The 16,816-nt window shown below is 33.3% G+C and carries 16 protein-coding genes; 4 read left to right on the top strand and 12 right to left on the bottom strand.

Annotated features, from left to right (window positions below; genetic code table 11):
* Window positions 1–4: 4 nt before the first annotated feature.
* Together IEV77_RS08125 and IEV77_RS08120 are read left to right on the top strand one after the other, a co-directional pair.
* Window positions 5–940, top strand: a complete 936-nt coding sequence (locus IEV77_RS08125) for a sterol desaturase family protein (protein ID WP_188463656.1) — start codon at window positions 5–7, stop codon at window positions 938–940.
* Complete coding sequence (locus IEV77_RS08120; protein ID WP_188463654.1) at window positions 937–1,728, top strand: SDR family oxidoreductase; 792 nt, start codon at window positions 937–939, stop codon at window positions 1,726–1,728. Before IEV77_RS08125 ends, IEV77_RS08120 begins: the two co-directional genes overlap by 4 nt.
* 17 nt (window positions 1,729–1,745) lie before the next feature.
* Here IEV77_RS08120 and IEV77_RS08115 read toward each other — a convergent pair whose 3' ends face one another.
* From IEV77_RS08115 to IEV77_RS08085, 7 genes are all read right to left on the bottom strand, one after another.
* Window positions 1,746–2,423, bottom strand: a complete 678-nt coding sequence (locus IEV77_RS08115; RefSeq protein ID WP_188463652.1) for a metal-dependent hydrolase — start codon at window positions 2,421–2,423, stop codon at window positions 1,746–1,748.
* Window positions 2,424–2,618: 195 nt separating this feature from the next.
* Window positions 2,619–3,524, bottom strand: a complete 906-nt coding sequence (gene menA, locus IEV77_RS08110) for a 1,4-dihydroxy-2-naphthoate octaprenyltransferase (protein ID WP_188463650.1) — start codon at window positions 3,522–3,524, stop codon at window positions 2,619–2,621.
* A 25-nt stretch (window positions 3,525–3,549) separates the two neighbouring features.
* Window positions 3,550–4,389 carry a 1,4-dihydroxy-2-naphthoyl-CoA synthase gene (locus tag IEV77_RS08105; RefSeq protein ID WP_188463648.1) on the bottom strand — a complete coding sequence of 280 codons (840 nt, stop codon included), beginning with the start codon at window positions 4,387–4,389 and terminating at the stop codon, window positions 3,550–3,552.
* Window positions 4,390–4,421: 32 nt separating this feature from the next.
* Window positions 4,422–5,252 (bottom strand): CvfB family protein, encoded by an 831-nt coding sequence (locus IEV77_RS08100; protein ID WP_188463646.1) that lies wholly within the window; start codon window positions 5,250–5,252, stop codon window positions 4,422–4,424.
* Window positions 5,253–5,310: 58 nt separating this feature from the next.
* Entirely contained in the window at window positions 5,311–7,071 is a 1,761-nt protein-coding gene (gene menD / locus IEV77_RS08095; protein WP_188463643.1) for a 2-succinyl-5-enolpyruvyl-6-hydroxy-3-cyclohexene-1-carboxylic-acid synthase, read from the bottom strand.
* Window positions 7,072–7,120: 49 nt separating this feature from the next.
* Complete coding sequence (locus IEV77_RS08090) at window positions 7,121–8,242, bottom strand: chorismate-binding protein (protein WP_188463641.1); 1,122 nt, start codon at window positions 8,240–8,242, stop codon at window positions 7,121–7,123.
* Window positions 8,242–8,667 (bottom strand): PaaI family thioesterase, encoded by a 426-nt coding sequence (locus IEV77_RS08085; protein WP_188463639.1) that lies wholly within the window; start codon window positions 8,665–8,667, stop codon window positions 8,242–8,244. Before IEV77_RS08085 ends, IEV77_RS08090 begins: the two co-directional genes overlap by 1 nt.
* Before the next feature lie 41 nt (window positions 8,668–8,708).
* Between IEV77_RS08085 and IEV77_RS08080 the strand changes: the two genes are divergently transcribed.
* Together IEV77_RS08080 and IEV77_RS08075 are read left to right on the top strand one after the other, a co-directional pair.
* A complete protein-coding gene (locus tag IEV77_RS08080) occupies window positions 8,709–9,344 on the top strand; it encodes an alpha/beta hydrolase (protein ID WP_188463637.1) in 636 nt (211 codons plus the stop codon).
* A 4-nt stretch (window positions 9,345–9,348) separates the two neighbouring features.
* Window positions 9,349–9,924, top strand: a complete 576-nt coding sequence (locus IEV77_RS08075) for a GNAT family N-acetyltransferase (protein WP_188463635.1) — start codon at window positions 9,349–9,351, stop codon at window positions 9,922–9,924.
* An 86-nt stretch (window positions 9,925–10,010) separates the two neighbouring features.
* Here IEV77_RS08075 and IEV77_RS08070 read toward each other — a convergent pair whose 3' ends face one another.
* From IEV77_RS08070 to dnaK, 5 genes are all read right to left on the bottom strand, one after another.
* On the bottom strand, window positions 10,011–11,030 hold the full coding sequence (locus IEV77_RS08070) for a TQO small subunit DoxD (RefSeq protein WP_188463633.1): 1,020 nt from the start codon (window positions 11,028–11,030) through the stop codon (window positions 10,011–10,013).
* 50 nt (window positions 11,031–11,080) lie between these two features.
* Window positions 11,081–11,458 (bottom strand): hypothetical protein, encoded by a 378-nt coding sequence (locus tag IEV77_RS08065; RefSeq protein WP_188463631.1) that lies wholly within the window; start codon window positions 11,456–11,458, stop codon window positions 11,081–11,083.
* Between the two features lie 77 nt (window positions 11,459–11,535).
* Complete coding sequence (locus tag IEV77_RS08060) at window positions 11,536–12,483, bottom strand: NAD(P)H-dependent flavin oxidoreductase (protein WP_188463629.1); 948 nt, start codon at window positions 12,481–12,483, stop codon at window positions 11,536–11,538.
* A gap of 160 nt (window positions 12,484–12,643) precedes the next feature.
* The gene (locus IEV77_RS08055; protein WP_188463627.1) at window positions 12,644–14,179 is read right to left on the bottom strand and encodes a M28 family peptidase; all 1,536 of its coding nucleotides are present in this window, start codon (window positions 14,177–14,179) and stop codon (window positions 12,644–12,646) included.
* 407 nt (window positions 14,180–14,586) lie between these two features.
* The gene (dnaK, locus tag IEV77_RS08050) at window positions 14,587–16,494 is read right to left on the bottom strand and encodes a molecular chaperone DnaK (RefSeq protein ID WP_188463625.1); all 1,908 of its coding nucleotides are present in this window, start codon (window positions 16,492–16,494) and stop codon (window positions 14,587–14,589) included.
* Window positions 16,495–16,816 lie beyond the last annotated feature (322 nt).

Below are 16,816 nucleotides of genomic sequence, written 5' to 3'. Positions count from 1 at the left end.
ACTCATGCCGGAATTTCCAAATCTTATTCATTTTGCCATTCCTTTTTTTGCGCTGTCTATGTTATTAGAACTAATAATTACAACAAGGCAGAAAATGAACACCTATGAAACTAAAGATGCCTTTACCTCTATTGCTATGGGTGTAGGAAACGTTTTTATTGGGTTAGTAAGTAAAGGTTTGGTTTTATTAGCATTATTTTTTGTTTACGAAAATTTTAGACTCTTTACAATTCCTGTTGCTTGGTGGAGTTTTGTCCTGTTATTTTTTGCAGACGATTTGGCTTATTATTGGTTTCATAGAATTTCGCATGAATCCAGATTATTTTGGGCCTCTCATGTGGTTCACCATTCCTCACAACATTATAATTTAAGTACCGCTTTAAGACAAACTTGGTCTGGTAGCTTTTATTCTTTTGTTTTTTGGCTTTGGTTGCCCTTACTAGGTTTTCACCCCGCCATGATTTTATTACAAATGTCTGTGAGTTTGCTATATCAATTCTGGATACACACAGAAGCCATAGATAAAATGCCAAAATGGTTTGAGGCTATTATGAACACACCTTCTCATCACCGAGTTCATCATGGAAGTAATCCTATTTATTTAGACAGAAATCATGCTGGTATTTTAATTATTTGGGATAAGATTTTTGGAACCTTTCAACCAGAACTAAAGGAAGAAAAAGTAGTTTATGGCTTGGTATCAAATATCAACACATACAACCCTGTAAAAGTAGCTTTTGTTGAATGGGGCAACCTACTAAAGGATGCATTTTCTACTAAAACAACCTTAATTAACAGAATAAAGTATTTTATAAAACCTCCAGGGTGGAAACATAATGGTACAGGAAAAATGAGCGATGATTTAAGGGAAGAATGGCTGAATTCAAGTTTACAGTCACAGTCGCAGTTTTCAGCGGATGCTAAAAATGATACGGTATGATTTTTAGAAATAAAGTTATTTGGATTACTGGAGCATCTAGTGGGATTGGAAGAGGATTGGCTTTAGAACTATCAAAACAAGATTGTAAACTGATACTTTCTTCGAGAAACCAGGACCAGCTTTTAGAGGTACAAAAAAGTTGTGAAAATCCGGAAAACATTAAAATACTCCCATTCGATTTGGCACATTACGCCAATATGAAACAAGTTACTGGTAATGCCATTCAACTTTTTGGTAAAATAGATATTCTAATCAACAACGGTGGTATTAGTCAACGTTCTCCTATTATAGAAACTTCCATTGAAGTAGATAAAAAATTGATGGAGATAGATTATTTGGGAACGGTAGCGTTAAGTAAAGCTCTTTTGCCTCACTTTATTGCAAACCAATCTGGTCAATACGTAGTTGTAACAAGTCTTATGGGAAAATTCAGTTCTCCCCTACGCTCAGCTTATTGTGGCGCAAAACATGCCTTACATGGTTTTTTTGATGCTTTACGTTTGGAACATGATAAAGACCATATAAAAGTAACTTTAATTTGTCCAGGATTTGTAAACACCAATGTGGCTAGAAATGCTTTAACTGCAGATGGCAGTAAACAAGGCTATCAAGATAACATGACAGAAAATGGGTTGGATGTAGACATTTTTGTAAAACGCATGCTAAAAGCCATAAGAAAAGAGAAGTTTGAAGCCTATATTGGTAAAAAGGAAGTCTTTGGAATCTATGTTAAAAGAATATCCTTAAGATTACTTCATAAAGTAATTTTGAGAAGTAATGTCACATAAAAATTTAGAATCAGAATTTACAACTCAATACTCTCGCCTATTTCCAACAACATTAAATCTTTATTTTTATCGAAAAATTTACGTTTAGCCTCCTCGTGATCAATTTCAATATATCCAAAAGTATCGAAGTGATAACCAAGAATTTTGTCGCATTGAACAAAATCGCTAGCCAAAATTGCATCCGCAATTCCCATGGTAAAATTATCACCAATAGGTAAAATAGCAAGATCCAGTTTTATCTGAAGTGGAATGAGTTTCATATCCATTGTAAGGGCTGTATCTCCAGCAATATAGATATTTTTACGCTCACCTTCAATAACAAAACCACCTGGTTGTCCGCCATAACTTCCATCAGGAAAAGAAGAGGTATGAATAGCATTTACGTACTTCACATTTCCAAATTCGAAGTCCCAACTACCACCAAGATTCATCGGATGACCTTCAAAACCTTTATTCTGAAAATAAGTTACAATCTCAAAATTAGAAACTATTACAGCATCTGTGCGTTTCGCTATGGCTTCCACATCTAAAATATGATCCTGATGTGCATGAGTAAGTAAAATATAATCCGCTTTCAACGTATTTATGTCTATATGTGAAGCTTTTTCATTAGCCGAAATATAAGGATCGACTAAAATATGAACATCATTTACTTCTATTCCTAAACTTGCATGACCGTAGAATGTAATTTTCATTTTGAGAGATTTTAATGAGACTGAAAAATACAAAAAAACTCAAACAAATTTAAGTAATCTGCTTGAGTTTTTCAATCCCCAAAATATGAAGCATTTTGTCCGCTTCAATTATTGATAATAACCTACCAACAATATAAATATAAGTTTTATTTAATTGAAAAACAAGGCTTTACGAATTTATTTTATTTGCTCTGACTAAATCAGATGACCAATAGCAAGTAAAACACTCAATAAAAAGGTAGTTAATGCTAGCTTTTTTAACTCTGGATCCAATAATTTTGGTTCACTATTTTTATAAACAAAAATTAGGTGTTTGACTAAAGGAATATAAGCAATAAAGTAAATAAGATTAAAAATGGATGTATAATATAGAATACCATATAAAGCGGATAAAACGATAGCAGATCCAACTAGGAAATAATGATATTTCTTCCCTTTTTCAAACCCCATTTTAACGATAAGCGTATTCTTATTAGCATTTCTATCTGAGTTAATATCTCTTAAATTGTTTAGGTTTAAAACAGCAGCACTTAATAAACCAATAGTACAAGCTGGTAAAAACACAATGTGGTCCAATTCTTTTGAGAACAAGACATAACCACCTACCACACTTACAAAACCAAAAAAAACAAAAACAAATAAATCGCCAAGACCTCTATAACCATAAGCATTTTTACCTATGGTATATTTTATCGCTGCATAAATAGAGAGTAAACCAATACCAAAAAATAACATGGCAAGCAAAAAATGATTCGTACCAAAAGCAGCCATAATTAAGAAAAAAGCCAATCCTATGGTAATTAAGATGTTAACTTTTATAGCGTCGAACATCTCTTCTGGTGAAATATCCCCGCTTTGTAACGCGCGTTGCGGACCTATTCTTTCGTGATTATCTGTTCCCTTTACACCATCTCCATAATCGTTTGCAAGATTGGAAAGCACCTGTAAACTCAAGGTTGTTAAAATGGCTAACACAAAAACCATCCAATTAAACAATCCATTGTAAGCAGCCAAACTTGCAGCCACAATGATTCCTGAAATAGATAATGGCAATGTTCTTAACCTAAAGGCCGATAACCAGATTTTATATTTTTTTGGCATAAACTAAATTTGAATCTTTATAGCTTTAAGGAATCCATTTTTTTGGAAAATTAGGCTTACGTTTTTCTAGAAAAGCATCTCGACCTTCCTTGGCTTCATCTGTCATATAAGCTAAACGAGTCGCTTCTCCAGCAAATACTTGCTGTCCTACCATACCATCGTCTGTCAAATTCATGGCAAATTTTAGCATTTTAATGGATGTTGGAGATTTTTCTAATATTTCGTGAGCCCATTCATAAGCAGTATTTTCAAGTTCTTCATGAGGAATAACAGCATTTACCATACCCATATCATAAGCCTCTTGAGCGGAGTAATTTCTTCCTAAGAAAAAGATTTCACGAGCTCTTTTCTGCCCAACCATTTTTGCTAAATAAGCAGAACCATATCCCCCATCAAAACTGGTAACATCGGCATCTGTTTGTTTAAAAATAGCATGTTCTTTACTTGCTAAAGTTAAATCGCAAACCACGTGTAAACTGTGTCCACCACCAACTGCCCAACCTGGAACTACGGCAATAACGGCTTTAGGCATAAAACGAATAAGACGCTGTACTTCTAAAATATTTAACCTGTGGTAGCCATCGTCTCCAACATAACCTTGATGCCCACGCGCTTTTTGATCTCCTCCAGAACAGAAAGAATAAATACCATCTTTAGTTGATGGCCCTTCAGCTGAAAGCAACACCACTCCAATATTTACATCTTCTCCAGCATCGTAAAACGCATCGTATAATTCTTTTGTAGTTTTAGGTCTGAAAGCATTTCTAACATCTGGTCTGTTAAAAGCTATTCTGGCTACACCATTGCATTTTTTATAGGTTATATCCTCGTATTCCTTGGCTGTTTTCCAGTTTATTTCACTCATGTTTTAGTCTTCTTTAAATATGAAATATCGCTTTATACTAAATAAATTCCGTCGTCCTTAATTTCAATAAGCTTTTGTCTGTATAAAGTTCCAACGGCTTTTTTAAAGGTTTTTTTGCTCATTTGTAACACTTGTTTTATTTTTTCAGGATCAGACTTATCTGTTAAATTTAAGTACCCATCATTATCACGAAGTTCTATCATGATAGCATCGGCATTTGGTTCGATGTTTCTATATCCTACTTGTCCTAAAACAACATCAATTTTATTATCAGGACGAATTTTCTTTACATAACCTTTTAATCTATCTCCAACACTAAGGTCTTGGAAGATATCGTCTTTAAAAATAAGGCCTGAGTGTTTTTTATTAATAATAACATTCATTCCTATATCTGAAGGATGAGACACAATTAAATCGACTTCTTCAAACGGAACAACCGTAAGTTCCTTATTGTCTAAAAACTGATTTGTTTTACTAGAAGCTACTAACCTTTCACTTTTTTCATCTAAAAAACAATAGACAAAATACCAACCTCCTTTTTTCATTTCAAAGGCTTGTTCTCTAAACGGGCAAAATAATTCTTTAAGCATTCCCCAATCTAGAAAAGCGCCATGATCTGTAACAGCACTACATCTTAAAAGCGCGAAATCTCCATTTTTTATATAAGGTTTATCTGTAACAGCGACTAAACGTTCTTCGTTATCTAAATAAACAAATACTTCAATTTTATCCCAAATATGAAATGCTTCAGGAACATATCTATTTGGTAATAATATTTCATTTCCTTCCGTATCAGCTAAATATAAACCTTGTTCAGATTCACGAATTATTTCTAATGTATTGTATTCTCCTAAATGTATCATAATGCAAAGGTAGTAATATTAGGTAAGGGTATAATCAAAATTGAAAAGGCTTTTAAAGCTACTTAATAAATTTAAAGTAATCTAATAAAACCTCGTCATTAAGCGTTCTTGGAGTAAAAATCTCCAATAATTTTGGTTGATTTGATTCCTCAAAAAATGTTTTTAATTGTGTTTTTAATTGGCGTTCGTTGGCGGCCACATCATAATCAAAATCGTACATTTTACAAAGTTGCTTCGCTGTTAAATTATGAGCAGTTTCAAAGTAAGTCTCGAATTTCTTTGAGTTTTTATCTCCTGGCAATATTCTAAAAATACCTCCTCCTTGATTATTAATAACAATAATCCTGAAATTATTTGGGATATAATTGTTCCACAGCGCATTGCTGTCGTAAAAGAAACTTAAGTCGCCAGTAATTAACGTGGTTTGCTTTTTACTAACTTTAGAACAACCAATAGCTGTACTTGTGCTTCCATCGATACCACTTGTACCACGATTACAAAATACAGTAATGCTTTTCTTTAAATTGAAAAGTTGTGCATACCTAACCGTAGAACTATTACCCAGTTGTAAAACCGTTTGTTCTGGTAAAGCTTGAAAAACGGAGTCGAAGACTTTAAAATCGCTAAATAAAATATCGGCTAAATATTCTTGGTGCTTTTGATCTCTAACTAGCTTGATCTCTCCCCAGTATGTTCTATAATCACTCTTTACAAAATGTGTCAATCGTGGTAAAAGGGAATTAAAAAACTGATTTGGAGTCGCTTCAATATGTTTATCCAAACAAAAAAATGTGTCATTTGCATTTTTCTTATCTATGTGCCAATGATGTTTTGGTTGAAATTTTCTTAAAAAGGTTTTAATTTTTTTGGAAACAATTAAGCCTCCAAAAGTAACTAAAATATCAGGTTGTAATTTATGAAAATCCGCTTCCTCTAAGGGCGCGATTAATTTATCTATACTATTGAAAAATTGTTTATTATGGATGTTGGATGTAGTTTCATTAAAAACAATAACACTGCTATCTTTAGCTAATTCATCCAGAATTTGCTGTTCCACATGGTTGGGCTGATTGGCACCAACTAAAATCATTTTTTTAGAATAGGTATTCCAATCGTCATAGCATTCTTGGATAAAGAAATCGTCAATTTTTTTCTTTCGGACTTCTATATCTATCACTTTAGGTTTAACCGTTAACTTATCTGTGGTTTCATAAAGAGGTTCTTCAAAAGGAATATTAATATGAACAGGTCCTTTTAAGGAAATGGCCTTATTTATAGCCGCATTGATTTTTGTTTCGTTTTCATCATCTAGTTCCTGCTTGACTCCCAACATACGCTCCAGTTTATTTTCAATAGACTTGATAATAGCTGGTTCGTGTTCATTTGAGTTTTTAGGTGCATATTCGTAATTCAACTTTAAATTAGCCGAAAACAAAATATGATTGGCATAAACATCTTTTTGGTTGATGGTTTGTCCATCTCCTATTCCAATTAAATAATTGGGTCTATCTGCTGATAGTACAATTAGTGGAATATCGCTATAAAAAGCTTCGGCAACGGCTGGATAATAGTTAAGCAACGCACTTCCAGAGGTACAAACTAAGGCTACAGGGCTTTCCAATTGTTGTGCAATTCCAAGAGCAAAAAACCCGGCACAACGCTCATCTACAATGCTATAGCATGTAAAAAAAGGATCGTTAGTAAAACCAATGGTTAAAGGTGCATTTCTACTTCCAGGAGAAATAACAATATGTTGTACATTTTTAGCTTTACACAACTGAATAACAGTTTGTGCAAGAAGGTTTTTAGGGTATAGCATGTTAGAAAAATCTAGCTGTAAATGTAGTAAATAGACAAGCGAAATAAAATTATTGCAATACCTTTTTCATGACGGCCGCTTTTGCAACGGTTTCTTGCCATTCTGCTTCTGGCTTCGAATCTTTTGTAATCCCTCCACCTATATAAATGTGTGCTTTTTGCTCAGAAATTTTCATACAACGTAGATTTACATAAAGATTTGACACATTTTTCACAGCCCTATAAGCATTGTTCTCTACATTACGTCTGTTGGCGTTTCTACTTGTTTTTTCTTGTAAATTTAATTCGCCTAAAAAACCTGTGTAAAATTCTCTATAATAATTTTCATTCTTTAAGATGAATTCTTTCGCTTTTTCCTTTGGTAAACCGCAAACAGCTGGGGTTGGATGAAGTGCCTTGAGCACTTGTTTAAAGTTTAAAAGTTTAAAATCTAAAATCCCTGAAATGGCAGTTTTAAGGTGAATAACATTTCCTGCTTTCACTGTAATAGCTTTAGACACATTTAGACTACTTACTGAAGCTTTTAAACTATCTACTATAAAGTCCGTTACAAATTGTTGTTCTTCTTTTTCTTTATTTTCCCAAGTAACATCGATAGTTCCATTATAATTCTGAGTTCCTGCTAAAGCCATAGTTTTAAATCGGGAACCTTCAACTTCTAGAAGTGTTTCTGGGGTTGCTCCTAGCCATAAGCCAACTTTAGGATGATACCAGAGATTTACAAAAGCGGTTGGATAATGTTGCAATAAATTTTTAAAAATGTGTAAAGGGTTTGTTTTTAAAAGATCAACCGTTTCACATCTAGAAAGAACTACTTTTTGAAATTTTCCCTCTTTAATGGCATCTAAACCTTTTTTTACAAGGTTCATATGCATTTGCTTTTCAGCTTCAAAACAATTGGTATTTTCAACAGATTTCTCAAGTTCATTCGAAATAATAGAATCACATGCAATAATTTCAGAATCTTCCATAGGAATTAAAATGGCATCTTTAGAATCATCAAAAGGTGCAAAAACAAAACCTTTTTCCGTGTAATCTGACACATTATGAAGTAAATCTGTATTTTGAAGCATCGCTTTAACCAAATGATCATTTGGTTTTCGATAAACTACAAAAGGTAATTGTTTATTTAATTGTTGTTGAATCTGTTCAAAAAACACATCTGAAGTCATTATTTCTTTTTTGGAAGCGAAATGGTTGATAATCTACAAACAGACACTAAATTATTGTCATCATCAGTGATTCTAATATCTAATAATTGAGTCGTTCTTCCTTTATGTAAAAATGTAGCTTTGGCATAAATATTGCCACTTTTAACGCTCTTTAAATGGTTGGCAGTAATTTCAGTACCTCTAACAAAAACTTCATCTATGTTTAAAAAAAGATGAGATGCATAACTTCCAACACTTTCTGCAAGTGCCGCTGTAGCTCCACCATGCAAAACGCCATCTGGTTGATGAACTCGAGAGTTTACAGGCATTCTAGCTACTAAATAATCGTCGCCACAATCTGTAATCTCGATTTCTAAAGTTTCCATTAAGGTATTTTTACTTATATTATTTAACTTAACTAACAAGTCTTTTTTAGATAATTGCATAGAATTCTTGTATTTTTAAAATCGAAATGTAAAAGTACGAAATGAATTTAGAAGAAAAAGAAATATCCTACACAACTACCAATAGCTACGCAACTTTAAACAGCTTGACCGATAAAACAAAAAACGTTTGGTTTGTTTGTCATGGCATGGGATTTTTAAGTCGGTATTTTTTAAGATATTTTACGGGTTTAAACGCCGATGAAAATTACCTGATTGCACCACAAGCCCAAAGTAAATATTATTTACCCCAAAATTTAAAACATGTGGGTGCTAGCTGGTTGACAAAGGAAAATACGCTAAAAGAAACTGAAAACATCATGCGTTATTTTGATGCTGTTTTTGAAGCAGAACAACTTCCAAAAGACACTAATTTAATTGTTTTAGGGTATTCTCAAGGTGTTAGTGTGGCTATGAGATATGTAGCCAAAAGAAAACTTGCTTGCTCTCAATTGGTATTACATTCTGGAGGAATTCCTAAGGAGTTGATACCTGAAAATTTTAATTTTCTTCAAGCAAAAGTTTCCATGATTTATGGCACAGATGACGAATATTTAAATGCGGAACGTATTGTTAACGAAACTAACAGAGCCAAAGAGTTATTTGGAAACAACTTAGATATTGTTCCTTTTAAAGGAAAACATGAAGTAAATGTCAAGCTTATTAAAAGTTTAGTTTAATACTATGAACATACCACCTTTAGAAAACAGCTATGTGAAACTCTCCTTATTAGATTTGAGTAATTACAAAAACCTACAAGATATTGGAAGCGAAAAAGATCTAATCTACTACTCACCTAGCGATATTTCAACTTCAGAAACTCTTAAAGCATATGTACAAACTGCGGTTGATGGTTTTTATCATAAAACAATCATTCCTTTTATAATATACGATAAAACAAAAATAGCCTATGCTGGAAGTACGCGTTTTGGAATTATTAATTGGAAAAACAAAGTTTTGCATATTGGTTGGACTTGGATTGGAAAAGATTTTCAAGGTTCAGGTTTAAATAAACAGGTGAAATTTTTAATGCTTCAATATGCTTTTGAAGTATTAGAATTTGAAAAAGTTGAATTTCGAATTGACGAACGGAATTCGCGTTCAAGAAAAGCGGTTGAAAAACTGGGAGCTACACTTGAAGGCATCTTAAAAAAAGACACTTTAATGCCAGATGGATATAGAAGAAACACCTGTTGTTATGCGATTTTAAGGGAAGAATGGCCCGGCATTAAAAGTTCTATTTTTGGAGCTTTTTATTAGTAATCTCGATTAGTTTAAAAAATAAAAACCCTTTAACATCCGAAAATATTAAAGGGTTTTACTTAAAAATAATAAATTAAAAAATCTTATTTCTCAATTTGAATCTCCCACTCTGCTCCACTAATATCAATAAGCTTTAAGGTATAAATTTCATCTTTCGAATAAGCGATATCTTCTAAATCGAGGGATAAAATAGCTTTAGAACCTAAAGGAATAATGAGACTATGTACTCCTGGTTTCACTTTAGCAACATAGTAATTATTAATGTTTTCTATAGGAAATTGAGATAAGTCAGCGCCCTTTTTTTCAAAAACCACATGACCAGCACTGTCTAATAATTGAATTCCAATTAAAAAAGAACCATAGACATCCACTCCTTCTACTCTAAAAACCTCAAATTGTAGCGTATTGTTTTTAATAACAGCATCACTTAATTCAATTTTAGGTTTTACAGACTTATTATGAAGTGTTCCAAATACGCCTCCATGAAAATATTGATTGGTATATAAGGTTAAAGCGAAGATTGATAAAGCCCCTACCAATACAATTTGCTTTAAGTTTTTTATTCGTAAAACCCCTGAGCCTAGGAAAGAAAACCACTTCGTTTCAGTAAATTTATATTTCCTATCCATAAAGAATTTATCCATAGAATAATAGCCACTTCCGCTTAAAAATAGAGCGAAACCACTAGCAATTCCTAAAACACCTATTTGCCATTCGTCCAAGCATGTTGTGCCAATCCACCCGGATCCTAATAGAATTCCCAAAGCTAATAAGAAAACGCCAATACTCATTAAACGAGTAAACAAGCCGAACATAATAAAAAGACCGACAAGCCCTTCTATAATGGTAAAAGCCATCATATGCCACCATAAAACATCTGGATTAGACACCATGTATTCAATAAGCGGTTTAATTCCTAAAGCGTTAGGTAAAAAATGATTGAATTTTTCGCCAATATAACCAGCTTCTTCTGGGTTTAGTTTGTTTTCTAAAACGAGTCTACGCCAGAAGGCAGAAAAATAAGTCCATCCAATAACGAGTCTGATAGACAATGTAAAAAGTCCAGTCATGTTATATGACTGTTTATCTGTAAAATGTTTCATTGATTTAATATGTATATAAGTTGATATTTAAAAAGTATCGCTTGAAGAAATTAAGCTAAATCCATTTTAAATCGCTTATATAAAATATATAAAGGAAGACTAAGGTCTAAAGGCTTTTTAGACTGTTTTATTAAGTTACTCTCTTCGGAATCCGTTAGAATTAAAGGAGGCTCGACTGTTGAAATAACAGGTAAAGTAAAGACCGAAACTTTTTGGGTTTGTACTGTTTCCGCCTGATTAAAAATCAAGTTTTCACAAGAATCTAGTTGCGTAATTACCGCTCTTGTCTTATTTAATGGTCTTTGATATTCTATATCAAAAGCCTTTGCACCAGATTCTTTTACAGAACATGGCGTTAATGAAAACAAAACCACTAAAAGTAAAAGTGTGTTTCTTAAAAATTTAAAATGTGACTTTGTTTTTTTCATCTGTTGCCGGCAAACATAACACATTTAAAAATATGGCTAATAAAAAAACACTTAACAATTCGTTAAAATATTTAAAGTTAGTGTGTCAATGTCTTTACAATTTCCATGGTAGGTAAAATAGCTTTGGTGTATTCAATACTTGGTCCTGCAACCCAAACTGTTTTATAGGTAGCTTGAGTTGCCGCTTTGGTAGTAGCATTCATTCCAATAGAAAAACGAATCATTTTAACCCATTTTTTAAGTTTTTTACTCTTATTTAAAAAAGATTCTAATCCAGATTCTTTGGTTCCAATTTTTTGCACATAAGGTGTGTTTATAACTGTACAAGGTGTTCCGGAGATACGTTGCGTCATGATAATATCTTTGGCGCCATAATCAACACAAGCTTGCTTGTATTCTTCTGTAACACCAGCTTCAATAGAAGCGATAAACGGACTTCCAACGGAAACGCCATCGGCTCCATAACTTATCATTTTATCAATATCTGCTTTACAACCAACGCCTCCAGCTGAAATTACAGGAATAGAAATGTTTTCTTTTAGTAATTTAATTAATTCTTCTGGAGAATAATCGCCTCTGTGTCCTCCTGCTTCATTATTCACACATATAGCCGCATCTGCACCTAAACTTTCCACTTTTTGTGCAAATTTTAAATCGGTAATATCACAAAACACCTTAATTCCTACAGCATGTGCTTGATTGATAGTTTCTTCAGGACTTCCTAAAGAGGTGATAATGAAATCGCAACCTTCTTCACATAACACGCGAAGTTGTTCTTTATATTTTATATTGGATTTGTTAACTATTAAATTATAACCAAAGGAACCTCCTTCTACTTTCGCTTCTTTTAACTCTTGGATGGACGCTCTTAATTCGTCAAGCGTTCTATAATTTAAAGCTGGAATACATCCTGCAATACCACCTTTCATAGCTTCAATAACCATAGCAGTATTAGATACCAAAAACATAGGTGCTTGAATTATTGGGTAGTTTATATTTAGTAATTGAGTAAGCTTGGTTTGCATAGGTTTCTTATTTTAAAAGACCTGCTCTGTTTTAGAAACCTAGCAGATCTTAATGTCAAATATAGGACAATTTATTATGCGTGCATAATTTTTTTGGGAGAATGAATTACCCTTAAACCATCATCCAAAATAATTCCTGATATGAATAAAAACAAGGACTTTAATTTAAAGGTTTTCTTGGCACCTGCTCTTTGTTTTCTGAAAGCGAATAGATAGTCCAAGCTAAAATAACTGCATTCTTTTTGACGTCTTGTTCAGGGACAAACTCAAAAAGATCTAATTGTGTGTGGTGTGTAACCGTATCATATTCTAAAGGATCTTGAATGAATTGAAAAGAAGGAATATTATAAAAATCGAATGTTTCATGATCTGTAGACAAGGTGTTTTCAATGGTTAAAACACCATCTGTTACATCTGGAATTGCTGAAAATATTTCTTTAAACACCGGTTTTGCTAGTGCATTATTTTGAAGAAATAAACCCCTAATAGCTCCAGCTCCATTATCTAAATTTAAATAAGCCGTTATTTTAGTTGACTCCTTATTTGGTTTTTTATCATGCTCTCCAAAATGGGTTTTACCATAGGAAACAGATCCTAAAAAAGCTTGTTCTTCTCCTCCCCAAAGACCTAATTTAATAGTTCTTTTTGGTTGATAGCCAACACTTTTAAGGATTCTTAAGGCTTCTACCAAAACAATAGAGCTTGCACCATTATCTGTAGCTCCAGTTCCTGAGTGCCAAGAATCGAAATGCGCCCCTACCAAAACGGTTTCAGATTTTAACTTTTTGTCCGTTCCTGTTAATTCAGCTATGATATTCACATTATTCTCCGGTTTAGAATAAAAAGTAGTTTCTAGGTTTAAACGTACTTTAGGAGTTACATTCATGGCTATCATTCTTGCCAATCGACCAAAATGTTCAGGCATAATAGCAAAATATGCTAAAGGTTTTAATTGCCCGTCTTTGTAATAATAGGTGCCATCTGGATGTAAAACTCCCAAATACATAGATCGGGATTTTAAAACAGCCAAGGCGCCTTCTTCTTCTAAGAATTTTAAAAATGCTTCTTCTTTAATATCGTCTGTTTCCCAAGATTTTAATAATTCTGGTAAGGGAGTTTGTTTAACTTTAGCAGAATCTTGTGAAGCCATTTTATCTAAATCGGCTTTAGAATATCTTTCAAATAGCGTATCGGTTAGGGATTTTTTACGAGGCACTTTTCCCAATAAAATAATTTTACCTTTTAACTTTCCTGAGAATTTAAGTTTCACAGAATCTAACTGACTGTATTTTTTAATATGAACCACATCTCCCGTAACAATACCATTCGTACTTTTTGACATTGACAACGGATATGCCGAAATATGCATGAAATTTGGTGAAACCATCTCCACATTAAAACTCTCCATGCTCCAACCACGACAATCATTACAATAAGATTCAAAATGAACATTCTCCAAACCAACAGAAATCATCTGTTGTGACATCCATTTTGCTGCTTCTAAATATTCGTTAGAACCAGTCAGGCGTTGTCCATAAACGTCGGATAATTCACTAATCATCGACATGGCTTGTGAGTTATTAAAACCTTCATTTTTAATCTTTTCAAGCATGGCTTGCTTGCTTATAGATTGAGAAAAACCACTTAAAAAGAAACTTAGTAGGAATACAAAAATGAGGGTTGGTTTAATGGTCATGGCTTTGGATATAAAAAATTCTATCGAATGTAAGAAAGAAAATACATCTTTCTAAGATTTGTGGTAAAATAATTTTTCAGTAAAAATCTATTAGTTATTGTACTTAAAAAGACCTGCCAGGTTTATAAAACCTGGCAGGTCTAAATCTAAACCAATAAAAAAAACGCAACCATTTCTGATTGCGTTTTTTAAAATCTATTCTATTTTTAAAAGATCCTTCGACTTCTCTCAGGATAAGGAATTCACAATCCCGATTTTAATCAGGATGCTCTCTAAGATCCCAAAATAAATTTGAGACAAGCGATTCACACAATTTTGTTTTACAAAATTGGTTCTCCAAGATGCCCACCTACGTCGGCATAAGCGATTCGCTCCAGTTTTACAAAAAGTAAAACTCGGCTCTCTGCTTACTTAACTTCTTCGAAATCTACGTCTTCTACGTCACTTTCTTGGTTAGCATCGCCTCCTGCATTTGCATCAGGACCAGCTTCTGGACCACCTTGTTGTCCACCTTCTTGTGCTTTGTACATTTCTTCGCTAGCTACTTTCCAAGCTTCGTTAATTTTCTCTAAAGCTGGATCAATAACTGCTATGTCCTTAGTTTCGTAAGCTGCTTTCAATTCTTCAAGAGCTTCTTCAATTGGTTTCTTTTTATCATCAGATAATTTTTCACCAAATTCTTGTAACTGACTTTCTGTTTGGAAAATCATAGCATCTGCAGCATTTAATTTGTCAGCTTTTTCTTTAGCTGCTTTATCTGCATCTGCATTCTCTTCAGCATCTTGCTTCATTTTCTTGATTTCCTCTTCTGTTAATCCAGAAGAAGCTTCAATTCTAATGTCTTGCGTTTTTCCAGTTGCTTTATCTCCTGCTGTTACATGGATAATTCCATTCGCATCAATATCAAAAGTAACTTCAATTTGAGGTGTTCCTCTACGTGCTGGTGGAAGACCGTCTAAGTGAAAACGTCCAATAGTATTATTATCTGCTGCCATAGCTCTTTCACCTTGTAAAACGTGAATTTCTACTGAAGGCTGATTGTCTGCCGCTGTAGAGAATACTTGACTTTTCTTTGTAGGAATAGTTGTATTCGCTTCAATTAACTTAGTCATTACATTACCCATAGTTTCAATACCAAGAGATAAAGGTGTTACATCTAATAATAAAACATCTTTAACATCTCCTGATAAAACACCACCTTGAATACCTGCTCCTAAAGAAACAACTTCGTCTGGATTAACTCCTTTACTTGGTTTTTTTCCAAAGAATTTTTCAACTGCTTCTTGTACTGCTGGAATTCTAGTAGATCCACCAACAAGAATAACTTCGTCGATATCATCTTTAGTCAATCCTGCCGCTTTTAAAGCTTTTTGACATGGTTCTATAGTACGTTTTACTAAATCGTCAATTAATTGTTCGAATTTAGAACGAGTTAAAGTACGTACCAAGTGTTTTGGTCCACTAGCAGTAGCCGTAACATAAGGTAAGTTTATTTCTGTTTGTGCAGAAGATGATAATTCAATCTTCGCTTTTTCAGCAGCTTCTTTTAAACGTTGTAAAGCCATTGGGTCTTTACGTAAATCGATATCTTCTTCAGCTTTAAATTCTGCAGCTAACCAATCGATAATTTTTTGATCTACATCATCACCACCTAAATGCGTATCTCCATCTGTAGCAAGTACTTCAAAAACACCATCTCCTAATTCTAAGATAGAAACATCATGTGTTCCTCCTCCAAAATCAAAAACAGCTATTTTTTGGTCGATACCTTTCTTATCCATTCCGTAAGCTAAAGCAGCAGCTGTAGGTTCGTTGATAATTCTTCGAACTTTTAAACCTGCAATCTCTCCAGCTTCCTTAGTTGCTTGACGTTGACTATCGTTAAAGTAAGCAGGAACTGTAATAACTGCTTCAGTAACTGTTGTTCCTAAATAATCTTCAGCAGTTTTCTTCATTTTTTGAAGAATCATAGCAGATAATTCTTGTGGCGTATATAAACGACCATCAATATCTACACGAGGTGTATCATTATCTCCTTTTACTACTTTGTACGGTACACGTTCTGCTTCATTTTTAGATTCAGAATATTTATTACCCATAAAACGTTTGATAGAATAAACCGTTTTTGTTGGGTTTGTTACTGCTTGACGTTTTGCTGGGTCACCAACTTTAATTTCGCCTCCTTCAACAAAAGCGATAACAGATGGTGTTGTACGTTTACCTTCTGCATTAGGAATTACAACTGGCTCATTACCTTCCATTACAGATACGCAAGAGTTTGTAGTTCCTAAATCGATTCCAATAATTTTACTCATAATAATATTTGTTTTTATAAATTTCCGTCTTCACGGAAACGTTGTTGTGTTCTATTTAAATTCGGAATGTATAAGTCAAGGATTATGCCATGTAAAAAAATGTGACATGATGTCACATAGGATTGCTTTTCGTTTGAATGTAACCCTCTAAATAGCTTACTATTACTATGAATCTTAAGATTTTAAAATTTATGATGTACTATTATAATTCTTTCTTTTCTTCATAAAAGAGAAAATAGGCAGACCCTAGAAGATTAATGTCTGTCATAAAATTTCACAAAACATGATATCCAATTAATAGAGAATCACATTTTATCTAGAC

The sequence above is a fragment of the Xanthomarina arctica genome (assembly GCF_014638915.1).
GTDB classification, from domain to species: Bacteria; Bacteroidota; Bacteroidia; order Flavobacteriales; family Flavobacteriaceae; genus Xanthomarina; species Xanthomarina arctica.
This window is presented reverse-complemented; position numbering and strand designations above follow the sequence as displayed.

What these genes read in the sequence shown, in the direction of transcription:
- IEV77_RS08125 (WP_188463656.1), top strand. Translation starts at nt 5, where the DNA reads ATGCCGGAATTTCCAAATCTTATTCATTTTGCCATTCCTTTTTTTGCG.
- IEV77_RS08120 (WP_188463654.1), top strand. Translation starts at nt 937, where the DNA reads ATGATTTTTAGAAATAAAGTTATTTGGATTACTGGAGCATCTAGTGGG.
- IEV77_RS08115 (WP_188463652.1), bottom strand. Translation starts at nt 2,423, where the DNA reads ATGAAAATTACATTCTACGGTCATGCAAGTTTAGGAATAGAAGTAAAT.
- menA (WP_188463650.1), bottom strand. Translation starts at nt 3,524, where the DNA reads ATGCCAAAAAAATATAAAATCTGGTTATCGGCCTTTAGGTTAAGAACA.
- IEV77_RS08105 (WP_188463648.1), bottom strand. Translation starts at nt 4,389, where the DNA reads ATGAGTGAAATAAACTGGAAAACAGCCAAGGAATACGAGGATATAACC.
- IEV77_RS08100 (WP_188463646.1), bottom strand. Translation starts at nt 5,252, where the DNA reads ATGATACATTTAGGAGAATACAATACATTAGAAATAATTCGTGAATCT.
- menD (WP_188463643.1), bottom strand. Translation starts at nt 7,071, where the DNA reads ATGCTATACCCTAAAAACCTTCTTGCACAAACTGTTATTCAGTTGTGT.
- IEV77_RS08090 (WP_188463641.1), bottom strand. Translation starts at nt 8,242, where the DNA reads ATGACTTCAGATGTGTTTTTTGAACAGATTCAACAACAATTAAATAAA.
- IEV77_RS08085 (WP_188463639.1), bottom strand. Translation starts at nt 8,667, where the DNA reads ATGCAATTATCTAAAAAAGACTTGTTAGTTAAGTTAAATAATATAAGT.
- IEV77_RS08080 (WP_188463637.1), top strand. Translation starts at nt 8,709, where the DNA reads ATGAATTTAGAAGAAAAAGAAATATCCTACACAACTACCAATAGCTAC.
- IEV77_RS08075 (WP_188463635.1), top strand. Translation starts at nt 9,349, where the DNA reads ATGAACATACCACCTTTAGAAAACAGCTATGTGAAACTCTCCTTATTA.
- IEV77_RS08070 (WP_188463633.1), bottom strand. Translation starts at nt 11,030, where the DNA reads ATGAAACATTTTACAGATAAACAGTCATATAACATGACTGGACTTTTT.
- IEV77_RS08065 (WP_188463631.1), bottom strand. Translation starts at nt 11,458, where the DNA reads ATGAAAAAAACAAAGTCACATTTTAAATTTTTAAGAAACACACTTTTA.
- IEV77_RS08060 (WP_188463629.1), bottom strand. Translation starts at nt 12,483, where the DNA reads ATGCAAACCAAGCTTACTCAATTACTAAATATAAACTACCCAATAATT.
- IEV77_RS08055 (WP_188463627.1), bottom strand. Translation starts at nt 14,179, where the DNA reads ATGACCATTAAACCAACCCTCATTTTTGTATTCCTACTAAGTTTCTTT.
- dnaK (WP_188463625.1), bottom strand. Translation starts at nt 16,494, where the DNA reads ATGAGTAAAATTATTGGAATCGATTTAGGAACTACAAACTCTTGCGTA.